Here is a 23,461-nt window from a genome sequence, read left to right on the forward strand (position 1 = left end):
AAGAGGATTTTCCTATAAAATCATATGTACAAATTGAAAAAACTGTTAATGTAGTAGTAGGTCTTGAAAATACTGATAACTATAATTTTGATAAAATACTTATATTAGGACAAAGAGATATTTTAGAAAAATTAAAAAAGAAATTGATTCATTAAACTGTGTTCACACTTGTTTTTCAGGTGATTTATTTTTAGAAGCTATAAATAAAGAAGCAAATAAAGGAAATGGATTAAAGAAAATATGTGAAATAAAAAAAATAGATATAAAAGATACTATTGCTTTTGGAGATAATTTTAACGATATAGAAATGATAGAATATGCTGGTATAGGTGTTGCTATGGGAAATGCTGAAGAAAATGTAAAACAAAAGTCTGATTATATTACGCTTTCTAATGAAGAAAATGGGGTTGGAAAGTTTTTGAGTGATTTATTTTATTGATATAAATAAAAATTAGAAAATATATTATCCATAAATAATTATATTTTCAATTTTTAGTTTTTTATAAATATTATCATTAATAAGATAATAAAAATAAATAATATAGTGTAGCTAAACTAAGATTATGGTTTAATTTATATATGAAAATTTTTAGTATAAAAAATACTAAAAGTATACATATACAAAATAATTTTATTTGTCATAATTAGTTTTCTCAAGTACTTTTGAAACAAATCTAATATATATTAATAATAGAAGTTAAAATAATAGAAGTTAATAGATAAAAATAATATTCTATTAACTTCTATATTTTTTAATAATTATTATTTAGAACAGAATGTTATTTGCTGATTTAAATATTTTTTATTTTGTATCTCATCAACAAAAGCTATAGCATAATCAGCATAACTTATAGCACTTTCACCTTTAGAATTAAAAAGTAATTCATTATGTCCTATATTATATTGTCCTGTTTTTTCTCCGTCAGCTTGGAAATCAGCAGAAGGAGATATATACGTCCATAAAACATCTTTTTTACTTTTTAATATATCAAATGCCTTGATAGAGCTTACAGCTACACCCATAAAAATATCTGGAAAATCAGGAGTATCTTTTAATATCATAGTATGCTCTTTGTTTACATATAAACTTGAAGCACCTCCTATTACCATCAATCTAATATTGGTATTGGCTAGTATTTTACATAAATGCTCCATAACTAATGAATGCTTATCAAGTTCTTTTTCCTCCCACACTCCGAATGCACTTACTACAGTATCGAATTCTTTCAAATCATCTTTTGTCAAATCGAATAAATCTTTTTCTATAACTTTTGCTTTTGAATTATTTATTTTTGTTTTATCTCTTACTATGGCTGTAACATCTAGCCCTCTTTCTAATGCCTCATTCATGATTAATTTTCCGGCTCTTCCGTTTGCTGCTATTATTGCAATTTTCATTTTAATTCTCCTTTTTTATATAAAATATTTTCTTTAATTAAAGAGTTGTAATAGCTATTATTACAATTATAATAACATGATTTAGTTGTAATGTCAAGTATTACAACTAAATTTTTTAACTTTTTATATATTTTAAAACTTTAGATATATCATCATTTATACATATAGAGCGTTCTTTCAAATTATCAGGTGCATATGAATCATTTAAATTTACAGATGCATAAATAGAGTTTTCATTTTTTAAAGCCATATCCCAAAAAGAATATTTTATTATAGCAGGTGTATTATAACCTACCCCTAATTCTAAAAATAATATATTTTTATTTTTTGCTTCATCTAAGATTTTTTTATATCTATCCATAGAATGATACCAATTATCATCTTGTACAAAAGTATTATCGCATCTTAAGTTCATTGTCATATTTTTACCGCAATGAGGACATTTTGGTATAAGTTCTTTTGGTATTTTTAAATCTTTTCTTGACTTTACCATTTCTCTTATTTGTTTTTCATTATAAAAAGTTTCTTGTCGGCATGGAACAGAACATTGAAAAAGAGAATAGTCTCCCTGAACTTTAAATAATTTTTCTTTATCAAATTTTGCCTCTTCAAATCTTCCGTCAACATTAGTAGTAATAACAAAATAATTTTTATTTTTTACTATTTCTAATAGGTTTAAATGAGTTTCATCTGCTGGTATATCATATCTATTAAGATATACAAAAAGTGAAAAATATCCCCAAAAATCTTCTAAAGTAGGATAATTATAAAATCCTGCACTATACATATCAGTTAAGCCATACTTATATTTATATTCACTAAAATATTTATCGAATCTCTCCCCGTCATAAGAAAATCCTGCCGAAACAGAAAGTCCTGCTCCTGCACCTATCAATATATAATCTGATTTTTCTATACTTAATTTTAATTTTTTTATTAATTCTAACTTATCATTCATTTATAATTCTCCTAATTATTTTAAAATATTATAATAAAGTTTATAATCCAAATCTTTAAATACATTAAATACTATCTTTATATCATATTTAGTATTATATAAAAAATCTTTCACAGCATTTACCGCTATCTGAGAAGCCTCCTTATTTGGAAACCTAAACTCTCCTGTAGATATACAGCAAAATGCTATGCTTTTTATATTATTATCTTTTGCCATTTCTAAACATGATTTATAACAGTTGTATAAAAGCTCTTCATCTTTTTTTGAAACACTGTTCTGTATTATAGGTCCTACTGTGTGAAGTATATATCTGCTTGGTAAATTAAATGCTTTAGTTATTATACATTTTCCAGTATCCTCAGTTTTTCCTTTCATTATATTATTTATGCATAATCTTAATCTAGTACCAGAAGCACTATGTATGGCATTATCTATGCATTTATGAAGTGGAATAAAACAGCCAAGCATAGAAGAATTGGCAGCATTAACTACAGCATCTATATTTAATGTTGTTATGTCTCCCTGCCATAAATATAAATTATCTCTTATAGGTTTTATATCCTCTATATTTGTTATTATTTTATTTTTTAATCTCTCTTGTAAATATTCATCTTCTATTTTAAGATATTCTTCGCTTATATTGTTTGGGAGTCTTATATTCATTAAATATCTGAAATAGTTATACATTACTTCTTCATTATTTTCTTTTAATGCATTTTCTAGTTCTTTATTATATTCATAATTGCCTTCTTTAATAAGATAGTCTATTAAAAATAATAATTTATTCATATTTACTCCTAATTGTAACTATAATTATTACAATAATACTACACTTTAGTTGTAATGTCAAGTATTACAACTAAATTTAAATTCATTTATTTAATTTTTTATTTGCATTAAGAAAATAAATATATTATAATTTTTTAATAATTTTAAGGATAATTTAATGAAGATTAGTTCAAGATTTACAATAGCGGTTCATACACTGCTTTGCATATTAGAGTTTAAAGATGAAAAAATAACATCAAATTTCATATCAGAAAGTGTTCAAGTGAATCCTGTTATTATAAGAAATATATTAATACAGCTTCAAAAAGCGGATATTATCACGGTAAAAAGAGGAACTGGAGGAATAAGTCTAAATAAAAAAACAGAAAATATTACATTGCTAGATATATTTAATGCTGTAGAAAGCCTAGATGAAGGAAAACTTTTCAGCTTTCATGAAAATCCAAATAAAAAATGTCCTGTTGGAAATAGAATTAATGATATACTTCAGCCAAAACTGGATAATGTTCAGCATGCTATGGAAAAAGAACTTAAAAAAACTACTTTAAAAGATATTTATAAAAGCTTACAAACTAAGTAATATGAAATTATAAATCATTTCAAACATACTAATATTTTACTTAAAAAATTATCAAAATTGATTTAGCAATTAATTGACATAATATATTTATTTAGTATAATCTATATTATGAATATTAATAAATATATTTTAATACATAAATTAGTTAATGCCTCTATACTTATGCTTTTCCCTATAGCAGCTTTTTATATTGTTGAACATAATAATATAAAAACTGGTATATACAGTGCTATTTTTATTATAATTAATGCCATAGAAATATTATTATTTGCCTCATTTATTATTGTATCTTTCAGATGTGAATGGGGTACCAGGAAGCAGCATGCTATTGTAAAAGCCTTAATTTCTTTTTTTATGTATATGGTAATTATTATATTAACTGTTATTGCTATTTTTTAATTAATAGGTTTTTTAATGCAGAAAATTTTAATGTGCATATATACTATTTTGGGGTATATCTTATACCCTTTTATATTTATATCATTTTTTATTATGATGATATTTAATAAGCCTATTAGAAAAGGTGCTTTATCAAGACTTGGCTTTATATATCCTAAAGAAAACAATAAAAATGCTGTCTGGATACATGCTGTAAGTGTAGGCGAAATAGTAGCTGTAAGGGAAATAGTATTTACTTTAATAGAAAGAGGATATAATGTTTATCTATCAACTACTACTGTAGGCGGATATGATATAGCAAAAAAGAATTATGGTGATAAAGTAGAGCTTTTTTATCTTACATTAGATTATCCTCATATGATTAATAAACTTATTAATCTAATATCTCCAGAATATGTTATGATAGCAGAGATAGAAATATGGCCTACTCTTATATATACTCTTTATAAAAAACTTATACCATTATATATGATTAATGGAAGAATAGGAAAAAAAGAATTAAAAGGATATAAAAATTTCAAATTCTTTTTTAAGCCATATTTCAATATGTACACAAAAATCTTGGCACAAAGTAATATAGATAAAGAAAATATGATTACTATAGGAATGCCTGAAGGACTTATAACAGTTACTGGAAATTTAAAATATGATATAACATATCATGCCGATGAAAAAAAGATAGATGAACTAGAAAACACTATACCTGTAAATAAATTCGTAATAACAGCTGGAAGCACACATGCAGGAGAAGAAGAATTAATATTAAAAGCAATAGATAAACTTAATCTAAAAGATAAAGTATATATTGTAATAGTTCCAAGAGATATAAAAAGAGGAGAAGATATACAAAAACTTGCTGTAAGATTAAATTACGATTTGCCTCTTTATACTGATTATGAAAAAAGTTCAGAAGATGGAATTATTATAAACACTATAGGAGAATTATTAAATTGGTATAAACTTTCTGACTTGGTTATAATGGGCGGCACATTTATGGGTACTATGGGCGGACACAATATATTAGAGGCAATTTATTTCAAAAAGGCGGTTATAGTTGGAAAGTACATGTACAACTTCATAGAAATTTACGAGTATATGAAAGAAGCTGTATTTACATGCGAGGATAAAGAAAAATTAGCTGATATCATACAAGAAGCATATGAGAATGAAGAGCTTAAAAATAATCTGGCAGAAAAAGCGTATAATTTACTTATACAAAATAACGGAGCTTCTAAAAAAACTCTCTCTATTATAGATAAATACCAAGGTATTGTATAATAAAAACTTATATTTGATATTGACTTTTATACAAAAATATTTATAATGCTCCTAGAGGTTATGAAATAAAATGAAATTTATTAAAAGAAACAATCAAATCAAATCAAATCAAATCAAATCAAATCAAATCAAATCAAATCAAATCAAATCAAATCAAATCAAATCAAATCAAATCAAATCAAATCAAATCAAATCAAATCAAATCAAATCAAATCAAATCAAATCAAATCAAATCAAATCAAATCAAATCAAATCAAATCAAATCAAATCAAATCAAATCAAATCAAATCAAATCAAATCAATATATTTAATATAATACAATCAATACTGTTTATACAATTTCATAATTATTTTATACCCAAACATTACTATTTATAGTTTGAAAAAAGGAGAAAAAATATGAAAAAGAACATTATACTAATCAGTTTGCTTATGATGACATCGGCATTAGCCTATTCACACTCTTTAGGCATAGGTCTTTATATTCCATTAGGAGGAAGTATTCCTAGTCTCTATCAAAGCGATAATCTAAATCCAACTTTATCATTAAGTCCAAAATCAGCATTTGAAGTTGGAGTTATATTTAATCCTAGAGTTAATTTTGAGATAGATGAATATAACAGGATATCTATAGGTGTAGATGTAGGTTGGTATAGAGATACATTTAAATTTCAAACTGATTCTCAAAACTTTACACATGAATTTGATACTGTTATGACAGGGATTAATTTTAAATGGAGTCCTTCTATATTTCTATTGGGCATAGGCGGCGGTGTTAAATTTCCTTTTACAGGTAAATATAAGGAAGGAAATAATAAGGTAGCATTAAGCGGAGGAAGTTTCTCAGCAAGATTTAATAATCCTGTTATACCTTATGTAAGACTTTATACAGGTATAGATTTATATCTTGTAAGTTTAGCATTATATGTTAATTTTGATATTCCAACTATGCAAATAAAAGATAACTTAGCTTCATTAGGCGAAGGATATAGTTACCCCGGAAAATTAGGTTCTGTTGATATAGGTGCTCAAATAGGGCTTCATTTCGATATATTTAATTTTGGAGAAAATAATTAATAGATTAAATTTTATTAAATAAATCACTATAATTGAAAAAAATTTTTGGGGGTATATTTTTATGTATCCCCTTTTTTAATACTTTCATTATAAAAAGATAAAGTTTAAAAAATTATAAATACCAATATACTGTACAATTATATATTTTATATTGACTTTTATATTAAAAGCTTTATACTAATACTAGGTTTATAAAAGTTTTATGGAATTAATTTAGGCAATATTAAAAAAGTCATTTATTTGTATTTTCAATTTATTAAATCACAATTTTTTAAAAGTAAATATTCTAAATTATTCTATCTCACACAATTTTATAGGTTTTGAGGAAAAATATGAAAAAAAGTATTATACTAATCACCATATTGATAATGACATCAACTATAGCATACTCCAACTCTTTAGGATTAGGACTTTATATTCCATTAGGAGGAAGTATTCCTAGCCTTTATCAAAATGATAATGCTAATCCAAATATAACATTATCTCCGCATAGTGCATTCGAGATAGGTGTTATATTTCAGCCTAGAGTTAGTTTTCAAGCAGATAAAAAAGGCATTCATCATATTTCTATAGGTTTAGATGTAGGCTGGTATAGAGATACATTCAAATTTCAATATGATTATCAAGATTTTACACATGAATTTGACAGTCTTATGACTGGAATTAATTTTGAATGGCGTCCTTTAATATTCCAAGTAGGTATAGGAGGAGGTGTTAAATTTCCTTTTACAGGTAAATATTGGATTGGAGACAACGATACAGCATTAAATGGAGGAAATGTTTCAGCAAGATTTAAAAATCCTCTAATACCATATATAAGACTTTATACAGGCATAAATTTGCTTGTTCTAAGTTTATCATTATATGCTAATTTCGATATAGCAAATATACAAATAAAAGATAATTTATCTTCATTAGGTGAAGGCTATAAATATCCAGGTAAGTTATTTTCTATTGATATAGGTGTTCAGTTTGGTATACATTTAGATATATTCCAATTTGGAAAAAATGAAAGAGAAGAACTTATATTTATATAATTAAATCTTTATCAAAAAAACATAAATACAGCTATATAGTATAATAAAATCATATATTTTTTATATTGACTTTTATATCAAAAACTTTATACTGATACTAGGTTTATAAAAGTTTTATGGAATTAATATATGCATATTTAAAAAGTAATTTATTTCTCTTTTTAATTTATTCATTTATTAACTCCCAATTTTTTTCAAAAAGAATTATTATAAATTATTACAACATTTTAATTTTTTAAGGAAAAAAAATGAAAAAAATTATTATACTAATTAGCTTACTTATGATGACATCTGTATTAGCCTACTCTCACTCTTTAGGTTTAGGTCTTTACATTCCATTGGGAGGAAGTATTCCTAGTCTATATCAAAATGATAATTTATATAAAACTTCATCATTAAGTCCAAAATCAGCATTTGAAATGGGAGTAATATTTCAGCCTAGAGTGAATTTTACAATAAGTTCAACAAGCTATAATTATATATCTTTAGGTTTGGATTTTGGCTGGTATAGAGATACCTTTCAATTTCAAACTAGCACAAAAAACTTTACACATCAATTTGACAGTATTATGACTGGAATTAATTTAGAATGGCGTCCTTTAATATTCCAAATAGGTGTAGGAGGCGGTGTTAAATTTCCTCTTTCTGGTGCATACTTGGAAAACAACAACGGTATAAAATTAAGCGGAGGAGACTTATACAGCAGATTTAATAATACGATTATACCTTATGTAAGACTTTATACAGGTATAAATTTGGTTGTTGTAAGTTTATCACTCTATGTTAATTTTGATATACCATATTATCAGATAAAAGATAACTTAGCATCATTAGGTGAAGGATATAAATATATCGGAAAATTAGCTTCTGTTGATATAGGTGCTCAAATAGGTTTACATTTAGATATATTCGAATTTGGAGAGAATGGAATATAACATATAATTTTACTATTTATTAGCGAAATCATAATAATTGAAAAAAATTTTATAGCATTTTGGTATATACACAAACAACTATAATTTGTCAAAAATTAATTTTATTAATAAAAAATATTTGCTTGGCTTCACTGTCGTGCCAAAGTTATTTTTAATGCTGTACACCAGTAAAGCGTCCTTTGGTAAAAACTTTTGAATAAACCAGTACAAAAAAGTTGACGATTCTATATAAAGTGTATCCAGCTGACAAATTTAAAAATTATAAAATAATAAATATTAAATTAACTGCGTAAAATTTGTATCCACTATCTCTTAATTCTATTTCTAATATCATAATAATCATTGTTTTTACCAAATTCTATAGTAGGTAAATGTAAACCAATCTGAACACCTAGATCAACTGAAGTTAATTCAATAGGATATCTATATCCTCCGCCTAATGAGGCTAAATTATCTTTTATTTGTATGGTTGGCAGATCAAAATTAGCATAGAATGATAAACTTACTAAAAAGAAATTTACACCAGTATAAAGTTTTATATAAGGTATAACTAGATTATTAAATCTTGATGATAAAGCCTTGTAATCTAATAATGTATAATTGTATCCTACAGAATATTTACCAGATAAAGTAAACTTAACACCACCTCCTATACCTATTTGGAATATTGAAGGCTTCCATTCAAGACTAAGTCCTGTAATAATACTATCAAATTCATGTGTAAAGTCTTGAAATTTAAAAGTATCTCTATACCAGCCGAAATCTACTCCTAATACTATATAATGTAATTTGTTTATCGTGAAATAAATTGATGGCTGAAATATAACTCCTACTTCAAATGCAGATTCTGCCTGTTCTGTTAAATAGTCTGATAAAATACCATTTTGATAAAAACTAGGACGGCTTCCCGCTAACGGAATATACAAACTCATTACAAAATTATGAGAATATGCTAATGCTGATGTCATTATAAATAGAGTGATTAGTATAATACTTTTTTTCATATTTTTCCCTTAAGACTAATAGAATTGAGTAATAATTTAAAATATTTATTTTTTAAGAAATTGAAAAGAAAAATAAATGTTCAGATATTGCATAAATTAATTCCATAAAATTTTTATAAACCTAGCCGTAATATAAAGTTTTTTAATATAAAAGTCAATATGAAAATATATAATTTGACTATACTATATAGTTGTATTTATTCATAGTTTTCGAAATTTCTCTCTTTTTTTATAATTAAAGTATATGAATATATAAAATATATACTGGAACAATTTTATTTTGTAAACTGATACACATTATACAGAATTATCAACTTTTTTGCCATAGACTGCTTTGGCGTCACAAAATAACTGGACATGACTGTGTGCTTCGCATAGCTAGTTATACAAAACTAAAATTTAAAAATTTATTTTTTAACCAACTATAGTTGTTTAGGTATATACTAAAATATTAATTACATTTATATTCAAGTAATAATTAGATAAATGTAATTAATAATAAAAAGAGACAGCTTTTTTAAAACTTAAAAAACCATCTCTTTATATATCATCATTTTAATTTAAATAATAAAATCAAGCAGCATCTTTTTTTACTTTATTTTGATAATACCAATCAACAAATACAGCAATAGCATTATCTCCAGAAACATTAGCAGCAGTACCGAATGAGTCCTGAGTTAGATATAATGCTATCATTAATCCTTGTAATTCTTCTCCAGTAATTCCAACCATATAAAGGAAAGGCAAAGCACTCATTATAGCACCGCCCGGAGCACCTGGAGCAGCTACCATAGCAATTCCTAACATAAGTATAAAAGGAAGTATTGAACTGTATGTAGGATTTTGTCCCAATATTAATATAACAGCAGTAGAACAGCATGTAATAGTTATCATAGAGCCTGCCAAGTGTATAGTAGCACAAAGAGGTATTACAAATTTTCTGATTTGTTCGGATACTCCGTTTTTCTCTGCTGCTATCAAACTAACAGGTATAGTAGCCGCACTGCTTTGAGTACCTATAGCTGTAAAGTAAGGAGGTATTTGATTTTTTATAAGCATTAAAGGAGATTTCTTTCCTATAATACCTGAAATTATAAATAAAGCAGTTATATAAAGCAAATGAAGAATAATAACAACAACAAATACTTTAGCAAATATCACTATAATATGCTGTATGCTTCCTGCATATGCTAAATTAGCAAATGTACCCAAAATATGAAGAGGGAGTATAGGAATAATGATATTTTTTAATATAGTTTGTATAACCTCTTCAGAATCTTTTACTATAGAAAATAATTCTGCCCCCTGTCCTTTAGGTCTTAATAAAGTAATTCCTATACCTAATATAAAAGCAAATATTACAGCTGATGTAACATCAAATAGAGGCTTCAAAGGTATAGTAAAATAACTTTCCAAACCAGATTCCAATTTTATATTGCTCAAAGTGGCTGAACCCAAAAGTGTAGGGAATAAATTTGAAGCTACAAAAAATGCTATACTTCCTGCTATCAATGTAGAAGCATATGATATAATAACTGTAATACCTATTAATTTAGGAGCTCCCTCCGTTAAATTAGCAATACCATAACCTATAAATGTTACTACCATCAAAGGTATAATAAAGTTTAAAAATAAACTGAATATAGCACTTATAGTCACAAATATTCTCACTATAGGTGCTGGAAGAAACATACCAACTAATATACCTAAAATTATACCTATAATAATTCTAGGTAAGAGACCTATTTTTTTCATCTGTTCTGCTCCGTATTTTTTTTTCTATACATAGTATTATATAAATTTTTTCTATGCATTCAATGTATACATGTAAAATTTAATTTTTTTTAATGTATAGATTATATATAAGATAGGTTTAATAATACATATTATACATATAATAAAACATATAATTTAATATTATAGGCACATAAAATAGTTTGACAAATTAATCTATTTTTGTATAATTTATACATAAAAATAAAATAGGAAATTAATAAAATGAAAATAGGTCATGGTTACGATTTGCATATACTTACTGAAAATCGTAAACTAATATTAGCAGGCATTGAAATACCATATGAATTAGGACTTAAAGGTCATTCTGATGCTGATGCAGTTATTCATGCGGTGATAGATTCTATATTTGGAGCATTAGCTATTGGAGACATAGGAAGTCATTTTCCTGATAATGATGAAAAATATAAAGATATATCTTCAGTCATTTTATTAAAAGAAACTGTTTCTATAATGAAAGAAAAAAACTATAATATTGGCAATATAGATATTACAATAATTTTGGAAAAACCAAAACTAAGAAATTATATAGATATAATGAGAGAAAACCTATCTAAATTACTATCAACTGATATAGAAAATATTTCAATAAAAGCAAAAACAAATGAAAAGATGGACTCTGTAGGAAGAGGAGAAGCCATTGCTGTTCATTGTGTATGTTTATTAGAAAAAATAAAGTTTTAGGAAAGATAATATATGGCTGCTGCAAAAATTAATAATAAATATTTACTAGACCTTGTTTCGAGAAGTTTTGCTTTAACTATACCTTTACTAGATAAAAATAAAAAAAATAAGGTAGAAGTTCAGTACTTACTTGCAAGAATAATAGATACTATAGAAGATTCAAGCCATACAGTACAGGATAAAGAAACATTAATAACTGGATTTATAAACATATTAAAATCAGAAAATACTGATAATTTGGAAAATTTTAAAAAGGTAGTTATAGATCATACTATCAATGAAAATGATAAAATATTAATAGAAAATATAGAAGTTGTATTAAAGGCATTTTTTGCTTTTAAACAGGAAATAAAAAACATGTCTGTATCCTATTTAAGAGAAATGGGATACGGAATGGTATATTATCAGGATCACACTATATCTACATTTGAAGATTTAGATGATTACTGTTATTATGTAGCAGGTACTGTAGGAGTTTATCTTACAGAGCTTGTAAAAATGCTTGATAATTTGGAACTAGACAGAGAAAAAGCAAAAAGTTTAGGAAGATTCCTACAAAAAGTAAATATTATAAAAGATGCAAAAATTGATTATAAAGAAAAAAGAGTGTTCTGGCCTTTAACATTATTTGATAATGAAAATCCAGCTCCATATTTTGAAGACGGTGCTTATATGGATAAATCTATGGAAATTTTAAGTCAAATGATAAAATCAGCTATGAATGAGTTTAAAAACTCTATAGAATACATAATGACTATAGAAAAAAAATCTTTAGGCTACAGGCATTTCTGCCTTCTTACAACACTTATGGGATATGAAACCATAAAACTTATGAAAAATAATTATAATATATTTATGGGCGAAACTATAAAAATACCTAGAAAAACTACTTTAGAAATAGCAGCCAAAGTAAAAGCTGATTTTTATACCAATAAAAAATTAGAAGATTTGATTGAAAAGGCATTTGCTAAAGAAACTGAAGAAAAAACTAAAGAAGAAGAATAATTATAAATCATCTCTTTATATACCCTCTTAAAATATATACATATTTTGTATATTGATATAAATGCCGATATATATTAAAATTATGTAAACTTAAAAAATTCTGGAGTTATGAGTAGTATGTTTAGACTTATTAGTATTGTATTGCTAATTTTTAGTATGGCAGCTGGTATATCATTTGCCCAAACTAATGAAAAAAATGTGTATGAAGGTGCACAGTATATAAGAAATGAAGAAGAAGCAAAAGCAGCTTATAGTTTAGCTTTGTATTATAAAGAAAGAGCATTAGCCTCTAAAACTGCAACAGCAGAAACCATTAAAGACTTGGAAAGTGCCAAAGTAATACTTTTAGAAGTTCTTAAATATGTTCAAAATAAAGATATATATATAACATTAGCAGAAACGCATGAAGCTTTGGGAGAATATTATCAAAGTTCAAAAATTTATGATAATTTAGTTTTGAATAATCCTGAAGATACAGAACTGTTAGTTAAAGCAGCTGAAAGAAATATTTTTGTAATAAACAATATAGATAAAGCAAGATACTATCTGCAGACTGCTTATGAAATAGATCAGTCAAATAATGATGCATTAATATTATTAGGTTTTACATACTATCAAAAAAGAGAATTTGAACAGGCTGTATATTATTTTAATAAAGTAAATGAAAATAACAGAGCAAGCAATAATTATATGCAGTATTATAATTTTTATTATGGTATGAGCGAATTTTATTTAAGCAAATTTAATAATGCTGTATCAAGATTAAATAAACTTCAAAATGTTCAGTTAGCTCCTAGTGATGAATACAGTGCTTCTTATGCGGTAGTAAAAAGCTATCAGGCATTAGAAAAATATAATAAAGCATATTCCAACAGCATGCTTATTGATGATGCTTTATTTTTAAGTGCATATTTAAGTTTTATGGCTGATAAATATAATAATGAATTATTTGATGAAATAGATCCTTCATACCCTAATACTCCTAAAATATTATCAATAATTATAGAAGCAGAAACTAATGGATACAGCAATGCTTTGAATATGATAGAAACTGATTTAGACAGAAGAGAAATAGATTTAGATATTATACAAACATATTATAAAATGATAAGTGAAACTGGAAGTATAGATGATAAAATAAAATCAGAAATGGATATAATATCATTCTATCTTATGATAAAAAATATAGATGCTTTACCTAAACATATAGACAATTTATTAAGCTATGATAAAAGCGGAAAATTTAATAACTTATATCTTCAAGCCGCATTGGAGTTTAAAAACCAAAATAATTATAAATCAGCTAAAGAAATGATAGAAAAATATTTATCTTTGGATAATAAAAATATAAAAGAAAATGAATTAGTATCATTGGTATTAACAGCAAGCGATATAGGAGAGGCTAACTTAGCAATAAGTGCTGCTGAAAAATATGAAAAAACACAATATTCATTTAGCTATTTAAAAGCATATGCCTCATTTATTAATAAAGACAATGAAAATACTATTAAATATTTAAATGAAGACTTTGAATATTTTTCTAATAACAAATCAAATACAAATGATTACAGGATAAATATTCCATATGTAACAGCATTAGCAGCAGAAAATAAAGATTCAGCATTACTATATGCTAATTACAAATATTCATTAGATACAAACTCAGCAGAAAATATAAACAGTCTGTCTTGGGCATTAACTGATTTAGGCGAGGATTTGGACAGAGCAATAAGTCTTTCAAAAAATGCTGTATCGTTAGAACCAAAATCTCCTCACTATATAGATACTTTGGGAGTAGCCTACTACAAAAAAGGAGATTATGATAATGCTTTAAGAACTTTATTAAAGGCATTATTATATATAGATGAAGGCTCTAAAGCTGAAATATACGCCCATATAGCAGATACTTATTACGCTAAAAATGATTATAAAAATGCTCTTAAATACTATAGAAAATCTATATCATCTTATGAAAAAGAATTTGATTATGATGAAAATAGAATAAAAGAGAAAATAAAAAGTTTAACTGAGAATAATTAAATAGGTTTTATCATATATAATTTTTAGAAAGAGGATTTACAAATAATGATAAATAAAAATACTATTTTTTTAATAATATTGATATTAGTTTCGTCGGTTACTTTATTTGCTCAAAATGAAAAAGATATAATGAAAGAGGCTTTTAACAGATTCTCAAAATCTCCTTTTACATCTATATATTCATCAGGAGGAGCATTTTACAGCGGAGATGATTTAGACCAAATGCCTATGCTTGTTAATTATTATAAAAACAGCAATAATAAATATATGAATGTTACAGACGGGCTTTTAGGAAGCCTTATATTTGATGCTGAAGTTAATAATAATAGTCTTACATTAGATTTACCTGAATCAGAAACTCCTTTAAAAAGAAATTTTGATGAGTTTGCCTTAGAAGCTCCTATCATGCGTTTTCCAAAAGTTTATGCTGATATACTAGATTATAAATTTATAGACTTATCAAAAAAAATAGTAAGCAGCAATATTACGCTCGGTAAAAATTGGCATACCTTACAAATAGGATATATAGACAGAGTAGATACAATAGTTTTTTCAGCAAGCTCATACAGAGTAAGAAGTTTTTCTACTGCTTTTATGGATAATGTTATTGATGTACAATTAGGCTCTTATACCACAGTTAATAATATACCCTACCCTCAGGAGTTTATTATGAAAAGCAAAACTGATAAAAGAGAGATAAGATACAATATTACAAATGTATCAGCAGGCGATAAGGCAAAACAAGATGCTAAAAAACTAGGCTGGTAATAAAATAATGTTTGATTATAATTCTGTACTTGAAAATATAAGCTCTGTTACAAGTATACAAATAACTGAAGAAAATAAAAATAAACTTTTGAAATATGCAAATCTTGTAATGGATTATAATAAAAATGTTAATATTACAGGGGCTAAAACTATAGAAGATTTTTTTAATGATCATATAGCAGACAGTCTTTTAGCATTAAATATATTTCAGGACTATGATAATATAATAGATATAGGAAGCGGAGGAGGACTTCCGTCTATACCGCTTGCTATTATCTATAATAATAAAAAGTTCACATTATGCGAATCCAAAAATAAAAAGTGCGAATTTTTAAGACTTGCAAAAAAAGAATTAGAATTAAACAATATAGAAATAAAATGTATCAATGCTTATGAGATAAAAGAAAAATATGATACGGTAACTTCAAGAGCTTTCTCTGATATATCTGCACTTATAAAAATTTTTAATAAACTAAAAAGAAATAAAAACTCCAATCTAATACTATATAAAGGCAAAATAGAAAAGATAGAAGAGGAACTCTCTAATATTCAAAAAAATAAATATAATATAGAAATAATAAAGTTACTAAAGAAAGAGAAAGAACGACATATATTAATTATCTCTTAATTTGTTTCGTTATTATCACCTTTAGCAGCAGTCTTCAAGTCTACCCCAAGCATAAATAAGAATATAAAACCAATAATAACTATAGGTACTATTCCCATCATATGATAAACAAGAGCATAAGGAGCAGCAACAGTTCTATCCACACCTATTAAAGAAAGACCAAATATAATAGCCCATTCAAAAGGTCCTATTCCAGAAGGGGCAGAAGGAACGGCAAAACCAAAACCTCCTACAGCAAATACAAATAATGCTATTATAGGAGAAGCCTTAATATCAAAAGCCATAAGAAGAAAACTTATGGTAAATATCTGACCTATAAGATAAATGATAGTATAGAAAAATATTAAAAATATATGTTTAGCATCATTCTTAAAACCTATACCATCTATAAAATTGCATGAAAATAATATAAGTTTATCTCCAATATTTTTTGGAAGTATACCAAATACTTTATGAAATACCTTATGAGCAAAATCACGTTTCCACACCAAAAATATTAATACCAAAAAACCAACTATAGATAAAACAAATAAAGCGATAGCTGCATATGTGACAGTTGAAGGAAGATTAGGGATAAATATAACAGAAAGACACAGTATAACTCCTCCTGTTATAACATCAAATAACCTTTCAGTAACAACTGATGCTATCAATGCAGATTTACTTACATCCTCTTTAACCCCCAATATATAAGCACGTACTACCTCTCCAAGTTTTGCAGGAAGTATATTATTTGCCATATATCCTATATACGTAGCCATAACAACAGTTCTTTTCTTTATAGGCTTCTTTAGAGGTATAAAACATTCCCATCTTAAGCCTCTTAATGCTATTATAACAACACTTAATATAAGAGAAATAACAAAATACAAAACATTAATATTTTTTACTACTTCTAATGATTCTTTTATATTAATGCCTCTAAAAGCAAAATATAGACATGCTATACTAATAACAATGCCTGCTATAACCTGTATAATAGTTTTATGTGTTTTATTCATTAAAAATATCCATTATCTAACAAAATTTTTCATAAGAGCAATGAAGTTATCAAAATCATTAAGCATATGTTTTGCAATATCTAAATTAAATTTAGGCAAATACTGAATTTTGTTTGCATTGCTTATTTCTACTTTTGTACCATTAGCACAGTCTTCAAGTATATTTTTTACTATAGTAGTTAAATCTATAACAGCATTATAAACACTAAGAATTATTTTATTTCCTTCAGCATCTATTTTATTAACCATAGTTTCTATTAAATCTCTATTTGCATTAGCCTTATTTTTTGATATAATCCAGCCTTTAAGACGCTTAAAATTTTCAGATTCTGGACTTAATGTAGTATCAAATTTTTGTATAACTTCCCTTGCATCATTTAATATATAAAAAGCATCTAGTCCTAATGAATTTCTATCTTTATGAACAAATTCAGCTCCCAAAAACATATCATTAAGCGGATCTTTATAATCTATATCAAACATCTCTATAATAAAAGTCTTTATATATTGAAGCGGCTCTACACAAGTAAATATAGGGCAGTCAAATTTTTCTAGCTGTTCATTTTTCTCTTCATTAACATTTGATAGTTTTAATATTTCTATACCGCTGAACATTTTATTACGCATTCCAGCTATTTTACTGCTCTTTATATCAGCAACTATACTGTCCATATCTTTTTTAAGATTATTAGTAAAGTCTGTAATATAGTTCACAAATATATTCACATTTGAAGGACTTACAGTGCATTTGTATGTAAAATCTTTAAGCAAATATACTATGATATCATGAAGAAGATTAGGAGTCTGCAAATATTTTACCCTTGCAAGAAAAGATTTAATATTTTTTTCAGGCATAGCAGGAACACCTAAATACTGCTGAAAAACATTTAAAGCAGATAAAAGCTCTTTTCTTATTACTATAGAACTAACAGCATAATCTAATTTTACTAAGTCATCAACTATCTGCATATTCGAACTAGGCTTAAACTGAGGATTAGAACTATAAGCACCATCTACAAATGAAGGACAGAAAGCTCTTAAAAATAAAAAGAAATCGAAATTTGAAAGCTGAGCAAAGTCTTTTAGAATATTAAAAGTCAAATTTATTTCTTTTCCGCTTTCACCGCTTATATATTTTTTAAACTGCACAAAATTATTTTTTACTTCATTGAATACTGAATTAGGATTATTTCCCTCCTGTATTTTAGCAAGCATATAATCTCTATTTAAAGTTGAATATATTTCTTTAATTTCGCTGCTGAAAGAGAACTCTATCAAATAATACGAAAACTGTTTGCCATCTTTTACTATAAACTCTTCTTTTAGAGGTGCAAGCAAAGGACCAATAACCTTATACATTTCAAATATAAATTTAGCACAAGTAACTGTAAGAGCTTTGGTTTTCAAATCTACAAAATCATATTTCTGCTTTGATATTCTGTCCGAATATTCTTCCATACGCATCTTTTCTACTAATTCGGGTGTTCTTATGTTAAATAAATTGTACTTAATATAATCAAAAAAATTCACTGTTACACTACCCCATTCATATTTTTCAATTTTTAGATATCATATAATATACTAAATTAACTAATATTTAAAGTTATTTTTACAAATTTTATTATTAAAAAACGCCTATTCTTTAATAGAATTTAAAGCATTTCTAGCCTCTTCATAATTATTATCTATTTCCAAAGACTTTTCAAAATTTTCTATAGCAAGTTTTTTATTTCCAGTAGCCGCATGTATCAAACCTATACTATAATATACTAATTTGTTATTCTTATCAACATCTAAAGCCTTTTCTAAATATCTTATTGCCATTTTATTACTATTTTTTTTCTTATAACAGGAAGATATATTGCATAACACATAAGGATTAAGTCCTTCATAATTGGCATTAACTTCATGAAAAAGAGAAAGAGCCTTATCATAATCCTCATTATGATGATATATGCATCCAAGCAAATTAATTATATCATTTGTAGGCTTAGCATCGTATGCAAAATTAGCATATTCTAAAGCTATATCATATTCTCTCCAAGCAAATGACTGAAAAGCTATATATGAGCATCTTTTATAATCTTTAGGTCTTATTTTTGTATTTCTTGATAACTCTAATGCCCTTTCCAAATAATATTTCCTATTTTCTGAATCCATAACAGCCATATATTCATATACAAAAGCATTTTCTTTACCAATTTCGATAAGTTTATGAAAATAACTCAAAGCAGCATCATATTGATTTTTTTTTCATATTTAAAAAAGCAGTCATATACAATGCTTCTGGATAATCTGGAGATTTTAATAAAATTGAGTTATAATACTCTTCAGCATCTTTAAGTCTAGCTTCTTTAAGAGCAATTCTAGCCAAAATAGATAAAATATACGGATCGTTAGGCTTTTTCTCTAAAATAGCGTTATACTTATTTAACTGCTTAGCATATTTACTAGCCATAAACAAACTCACTAAATTATTTTTATAATAATGTATATAATACAATAATTTATAATATATGTAAAACAATTATTAATCAATTATTCATAAAATTTTAACATCATATCCTTTCTATAATCGGCAAATTTATTATTTTCAATAGAACTTCTTAAATCTTTCATAAATCTCTGCATAAACCTAACATTATGTATGGTCATAAGCGTAGAAAACAGTATTTCATGTACCTTATCCAAATGATTAAGATATGCTTTAGAGAAATTACGGCAGGTATAACAATCGCATTTATCCTCAAGAGCTGTATCATCTGTTCTGTATTTGGAGTTTCTTATCCTAACAATACCATTCATAGTAAATGCTTCTCCATTTCTTGCATTTCTAGTAGGCATAACACAGTCAAACATATCTATACCTTCCATAACAGCGTTAAGTATATCACGAGGCTCACTAACCCCCATTAAATAACGCGGCTTATTTTTATCTGTATAAAGCATTACTTTAGAAAGTACATCATGCATTTTTTCAGGTGTTTCACCAACAGAAAGTCCACCTATTGAATAAAAAGGAAAATCCATATTTACTAAAGTTTCAGCACTCTCTTTTCTTAAATCATCAAACATACCGCCTTGTATAATTCCTCCAAGATACTGATATTCACTGTTTGGGGTGCTGTCATGATAGTCTTTACATTCTTTAGCCCATTTATGAGTTCTAAGCATTGCCTCTTTAGCATATTCATACGAAGCATCGTACTTTGAACATTCATCAAGACACATTATAAAGTCTGCTCCTATAATATGTTCTGCTTCCATCACACTTCTAGGGGTGAAAAGATATTTAGAGCCGTCAATATGAGAGCTGAACTCAACACCGTCATTATTAATATTTCTTAATTTAGCAAGCGAAAATACCTGAAACCCGCCAGAGTCTGTAAGCATAGCCCCTTTCCAAGCCATAAATTTTTTTACGCCGCCAAATTTCTTTAATACCTCAAGTCCGGGCTTTAATACCAAATGATATGTGTTAGCAAGTATTATTTTACTTTCTGTTTCTTCTATCATAAGAGGAGTTAAAGCTTTAACAGTAGCTTTTGTACCTACAGGCATAAAAACTGGCGTATCTATTTCTATACCGTTTATTTCAATTTTTCCTAATCTAGCAGAAGTTTCAGAACTCGTTTTTAATACATTAAAAGAAAATGACATACTATACCTTTATTTCAAATATTTAAATGTTATTTTATACGAAAATAAATAAATATCAAATTTTATTATATAAAAAATGGAGCTTATAAAGCCTCCAAATAAATATATACAACAAAAATATTATCTTAATTGTCTTTTAGAAATATGTTCTATTTTTTAGACACTTAAATCGTATACACATATAGACGAAATTAACTATATATGTAAAAATAGTTTATTATAAATATATATAAAAGAAGCTGTTTTAGGTTTATCAATTTATTTTACAAAATATTTTTCTTTATAAATTATAAACTATATTATATTATTTTTATCACATTTATATAATTATAAAACATTCCTCATACATGTAATACAATTATATCATATACTAAATATAATAAAAGAGCTCTGCATCCCATAAAATATGCAAAGCTCTTGTAATCTTTATTTTTATAATTTATTTATCTACTACCGTCTGGAAGCTGGAATACATTTACTGCTGCCATTAATTCCTCAGACTGAGCAAACAATAATTCAGCAGAAGCAGTTGCCTCTTCTACTAAAGCAGCATTTTTCTGTGTTGTAGAATCCATTTCATTGACAGCAATCTTTATCTGATCTATTCCATTTTGCTGCTCAACTGCACTCTGACTTATACCTTCCATAATTTTTGAAGCATCTTCTATTTTATTTTGTATATCTATAAATATTTCCTGTGATTCTCTTGCTGTACCTGTTGCTTTATCTATTTTTTCATAAACATTTTCTATCAAATCTGTAATGCTTTTTACTGAAGTTTGAGTAGTTTGAGCCAAGTTTCTTACTTCGCTAGCAACAACAGCAAAACCTTTACCCTGTTCTCCAGCACGTGCCGCCTCTACTGAAGCATTAAGGGCCAATATATTAGTTTGAAATGCTATATCTTCAATAATTTTTGTAATATCTTTAATTTTAGAACTAGCCTCATGAACTTCTTCTATATTTGAAGTTGTTTCTGCAATAATATCTCCTGCATTCTCTACAGAAGTTTTTGATTCTAATATCATCTTACTTCCATTTATAGATTTATCGGCAGAATCCTTGATAGTTGATGAAATTTCAGCCATAGATGCAGATGTTTCTTCAATGCTTGCAGCCTGACTTTCAGTTCTATGAGCCAAATCAGTATTTTGTTCTGATAATTCTTTAGCAGCCATAGTTATATTATTAGCAGACTCTACAACTACTCTTATAGTCTCTACAAGTTTTATTCTCATAGCTACAAATGCATTAGATAACTCTCCAAGTTCATCTTTACGTTTTATTTTTTGTTTTGTAGTTCTCAAATCACCTTCTGCTATCTCTTTAGCTAAACCTACTAATATATTTAAAGGTGCTGTTATTGAACGTATAAATGCTGAAATAAAGAGTGATATAACTACTATAGCAATAATAGAGATAATTATCATCATTTGCATAAGAACTCTATTGGCCTCATATATTTCCATTTCAGTCATTGATACTCCCAATACCCAAGGCTGAGATTTCAATGTGGTATATGAACCTACCCTTTTGGATCCATCAAATTCATAACTTAGTATGCCGTTATTTTTATTAAAAGCATCTCTATAGACAGTTGGGGCAGCTCCATTAATATTTTTCAGATCACTATGTATTTTTATAATTAAATTTTTATCTATAGCAAACATATTTCCTGTTTTGCCTATTACAAGTTTTTCTATATGAGTTTTATTCAAAGTAGACCAATCTAATATTATATATAAATAACCAATAATCTGATTATTATTATTCATCACTTTTTCAAGCAGAATCAAAGACCAACCGCCTGTTGTCAAAGAACGTGTAATATTTTCACCAAACACTCCTTTACTGCTTGAATTTATTTTTGTTCTTAAATCAGGGTGTATATCAAACATATTCTGTCCTACTAAATCCTGATTATCTGAATCTATTAATACAAGTCCATTACTATCAGATAAGCCTATATTAATAGCATATTCATTTAATGATTTGAATTTCTTGAGATTATTTAAAGCAATAGCTTTTAAATCATCAGTACGAACTTCTAAATATCTTATTAATTCTTCTGATGTTCCATATATACTGGCAATAGTAAGCTGATCATTAAACCAAGTATCAATCAATGAAGCATAACCTAATACTGTATTATTAAATCCGCTGTATGTAGCATTCTTTATACTATCAGATGCCTTAATTTCTGTTATTACAATTAACACTATAATAAAAACAGTAACCATAGAAATAATAATAAGCGGCATCTTAAATTTTAGACTTTGGAACTTTCTCATATATAATATTCTCCAGAATTAATAAAATATTTTTACATAATAAAATTATAATTATTTTTTTAAAAAAGTGTTATAGTTTTTTACAATAATAATTCAGTATAATAATACATTATAAATAAATATCATTGAAATATA

At 26.3% G+C, this 23,461-nt stretch carries 23 protein-coding genes; 12 read left to right on the forward strand and 11 right to left on the reverse strand.

Annotated features, from left to right (window positions below; all coding sequences use genetic code 11):
* Positions 1–142: 142 nt before the first annotated feature.
* Complete coding sequence (locus tag KQ44_RS07565) at positions 143–439, forward strand: HAD-IIB family hydrolase (RefSeq protein WP_240516667.1); 297 nt, start codon at positions 143–145, stop codon at positions 437–439.
* 323 nt (positions 440–762) lie between these two features.
* Here KQ44_RS07565 and KQ44_RS07570 read toward each other — a convergent pair whose 3' ends face one another.
* The 3 genes from KQ44_RS07570 to KQ44_RS07580 all read right to left on the reverse strand — a co-directional run bounded on the left by KQ44_RS07570 (position 763) and on the right by KQ44_RS07580 (position 3,145).
* Complete coding sequence (locus tag KQ44_RS07570) at positions 763–1,398, reverse strand: NAD(P)H-binding protein (RefSeq protein ID WP_013113196.1); 636 nt, start codon at positions 1,396–1,398, stop codon at positions 763–765.
* Positions 1,399–1,513: 115 nt separating this feature from the next.
* Positions 1,514–2,356, reverse strand: a complete 843-nt coding sequence (locus KQ44_RS07575) for a Sir2 silent information regulator family NAD-dependent deacetylase (RefSeq protein ID WP_096736900.1) — start codon at positions 2,354–2,356, stop codon at positions 1,514–1,516.
* Between the two features lie 15 nt (positions 2,357–2,371).
* Positions 2,372–3,145 carry a protein-ADP-ribose hydrolase gene (locus KQ44_RS07580; protein ID WP_096736901.1) on the reverse strand — a complete coding sequence of 258 codons (774 nt, stop codon included), beginning with the start codon at positions 3,143–3,145 and terminating at the stop codon, positions 2,372–2,374.
* A 157-nt stretch (positions 3,146–3,302) separates the two neighbouring features.
* Here KQ44_RS07580 and KQ44_RS07585 point away from each other — a divergent pair, with 157 nt between their 5' ends.
* The 6 genes from KQ44_RS07585 to KQ44_RS07615 all read left to right on the forward strand — a co-directional run bounded on the left by KQ44_RS07585 (position 3,303) and on the right by KQ44_RS07615 (position 8,451).
* Positions 3,303–3,725: an Rrf2 family transcriptional regulator gene (locus tag KQ44_RS07585; RefSeq protein ID WP_096736902.1), complete on the forward strand. Its 423-nt coding sequence runs from the start codon at positions 3,303–3,305 to the stop codon at positions 3,723–3,725.
* Positions 3,726–3,833: 108 nt separating this feature from the next.
* Positions 3,834–4,124: a hypothetical protein gene (locus KQ44_RS07590; protein ID WP_205676557.1), complete on the forward strand. Its 291-nt coding sequence runs from the start codon at positions 3,834–3,836 to the stop codon at positions 4,122–4,124.
* Positions 4,125–4,139: 15 nt separating this feature from the next.
* Entirely contained in the window at positions 4,140–5,402 is a 1,263-nt protein-coding gene (locus KQ44_RS07595) for a glycosyltransferase N-terminal domain-containing protein (RefSeq protein ID WP_096736903.1), read from the forward strand.
* 399 nt (positions 5,403–5,801) lie between these two features.
* Complete coding sequence (locus KQ44_RS07605; protein ID WP_096736904.1) at positions 5,802–6,479, forward strand: hypothetical protein; 678 nt, start codon at positions 5,802–5,804, stop codon at positions 6,477–6,479.
* Between the two features lie 332 nt (positions 6,480–6,811).
* Positions 6,812–7,516, forward strand: coding sequence for a hypothetical protein (locus KQ44_RS07610; RefSeq protein WP_096736905.1), 705 nt, complete (start codon positions 6,812–6,814; stop codon positions 7,514–7,516).
* Positions 7,517–7,764: 248 nt separating this feature from the next.
* Positions 7,765–8,451 (forward strand): hypothetical protein, encoded by a 687-nt coding sequence (locus KQ44_RS07615; protein WP_096736906.1) that lies wholly within the window; start codon positions 7,765–7,767, stop codon positions 8,449–8,451.
* Between the two features lie 305 nt (positions 8,452–8,756).
* On the opposite strand, the gene KQ44_RS07620 is transcribed toward KQ44_RS07615, so the two are convergent.
* Together KQ44_RS07620 and KQ44_RS07625 are read right to left on the reverse strand one after the other, a co-directional pair.
* Positions 8,757–9,455, reverse strand: coding sequence for a hypothetical protein (locus tag KQ44_RS07620; RefSeq protein WP_096736907.1), 699 nt, complete (start codon positions 9,453–9,455; stop codon positions 8,757–8,759).
* A gap of 573 nt (positions 9,456–10,028) precedes the next feature.
* Positions 10,029–11,210: a cation:dicarboxylase symporter family transporter gene (locus KQ44_RS07625; protein ID WP_041749981.1), complete on the reverse strand. Its 1,182-nt coding sequence runs from the start codon at positions 11,208–11,210 to the stop codon at positions 10,029–10,031.
* Between the two features lie 243 nt (positions 11,211–11,453).
* Here KQ44_RS07625 and ispF point away from each other — a divergent pair, with 243 nt between their 5' ends.
* The 5 genes from ispF (at position 11,454) to rsmG (ending at position 16,374) form a co-directional block, all read left to right on the forward strand.
* Positions 11,454–11,933 (forward strand): 2-C-methyl-D-erythritol 2,4-cyclodiphosphate synthase, encoded by a 480-nt coding sequence (gene ispF, locus KQ44_RS07630; RefSeq protein ID WP_096736908.1) that lies wholly within the window; start codon positions 11,454–11,456, stop codon positions 11,931–11,933.
* Positions 11,934–11,945: 12 nt separating this feature from the next.
* Positions 11,946–12,938, forward strand: a complete 993-nt coding sequence (locus tag KQ44_RS07635; RefSeq protein ID WP_096736909.1) for a squalene/phytoene synthase family protein — start codon at positions 11,946–11,948, stop codon at positions 12,936–12,938.
* A gap of 117 nt (positions 12,939–13,055) precedes the next feature.
* On the forward strand, positions 13,056–14,978 hold the full coding sequence (locus KQ44_RS07640; protein ID WP_096736910.1) for a tetratricopeptide repeat protein: 1,923 nt from the start codon (positions 13,056–13,058) through the stop codon (positions 14,976–14,978).
* Between the two features lie 45 nt (positions 14,979–15,023).
* On the forward strand, positions 15,024–15,746 hold the full coding sequence (locus tag KQ44_RS07645) for a hypothetical protein (RefSeq protein ID WP_096736911.1): 723 nt from the start codon (positions 15,024–15,026) through the stop codon (positions 15,744–15,746).
* A 7-nt stretch (positions 15,747–15,753) separates the two neighbouring features.
* Complete coding sequence (rsmG, locus tag KQ44_RS07650; protein WP_096736912.1) at positions 15,754–16,374, forward strand: 16S rRNA (guanine(527)-N(7))-methyltransferase RsmG; 621 nt, start codon at positions 15,754–15,756, stop codon at positions 16,372–16,374.
* On the opposite strand, the gene KQ44_RS07655 is transcribed toward rsmG, so the two are convergent.
* The 6 genes from KQ44_RS07655 to KQ44_RS07675 all read right to left on the reverse strand — a co-directional run bounded on the left by KQ44_RS07655 (position 16,371) and on the right by KQ44_RS07675 (position 23,326).
* Positions 16,371–17,375, reverse strand: a complete 1,005-nt coding sequence (locus KQ44_RS07655; RefSeq protein ID WP_096736913.1) for a lysylphosphatidylglycerol synthase transmembrane domain-containing protein — start codon at positions 17,373–17,375, stop codon at positions 16,371–16,373. The two genes, rsmG and KQ44_RS07655, sit on opposite strands and share 4 nt — an antisense overlap.
* 12 nt (positions 17,376–17,387) lie before the next feature.
* Positions 17,388–18,935, reverse strand: coding sequence for a DUF5312 family protein (locus KQ44_RS07660; RefSeq protein WP_168171285.1), 1,548 nt, complete (start codon positions 18,933–18,935; stop codon positions 17,388–17,390).
* Positions 18,936–19,010: 75 nt separating this feature from the next.
* Positions 19,011–19,604, reverse strand: coding sequence for a hypothetical protein (locus tag KQ44_RS07665; protein WP_240516540.1), 594 nt, complete (start codon positions 19,602–19,604; stop codon positions 19,011–19,013).
* Positions 19,605–19,611: 7 nt separating this feature from the next.
* Positions 19,612–19,833, reverse strand: coding sequence for a tetratricopeptide repeat protein (locus KQ44_RS14965; RefSeq protein ID WP_240516541.1), 222 nt, complete (start codon positions 19,831–19,833; stop codon positions 19,612–19,614).
* Between the two features lie 80 nt (positions 19,834–19,913).
* The gene (gene tgt, locus KQ44_RS07670) at positions 19,914–21,035 is read right to left on the reverse strand and encodes a tRNA guanosine(34) transglycosylase Tgt (RefSeq protein ID WP_096736915.1); all 1,122 of its coding nucleotides are present in this window, start codon (positions 21,033–21,035) and stop codon (positions 19,914–19,916) included.
* A gap of 443 nt (positions 21,036–21,478) precedes the next feature.
* Positions 21,479–23,326: a methyl-accepting chemotaxis protein gene (locus KQ44_RS07675; protein ID WP_096736916.1), complete on the reverse strand. Its 1,848-nt coding sequence runs from the start codon at positions 23,324–23,326 to the stop codon at positions 21,479–21,481.
* Positions 23,327–23,461: the final 135 nt, after the last annotated feature.

This window comes from Brachyspira sp. G79 (assembly GCF_002379365.1).
Classification (GTDB): domain Bacteria; phylum Spirochaetota; class Brachyspiria; order Brachyspirales; family Brachyspiraceae; genus Brachyspira.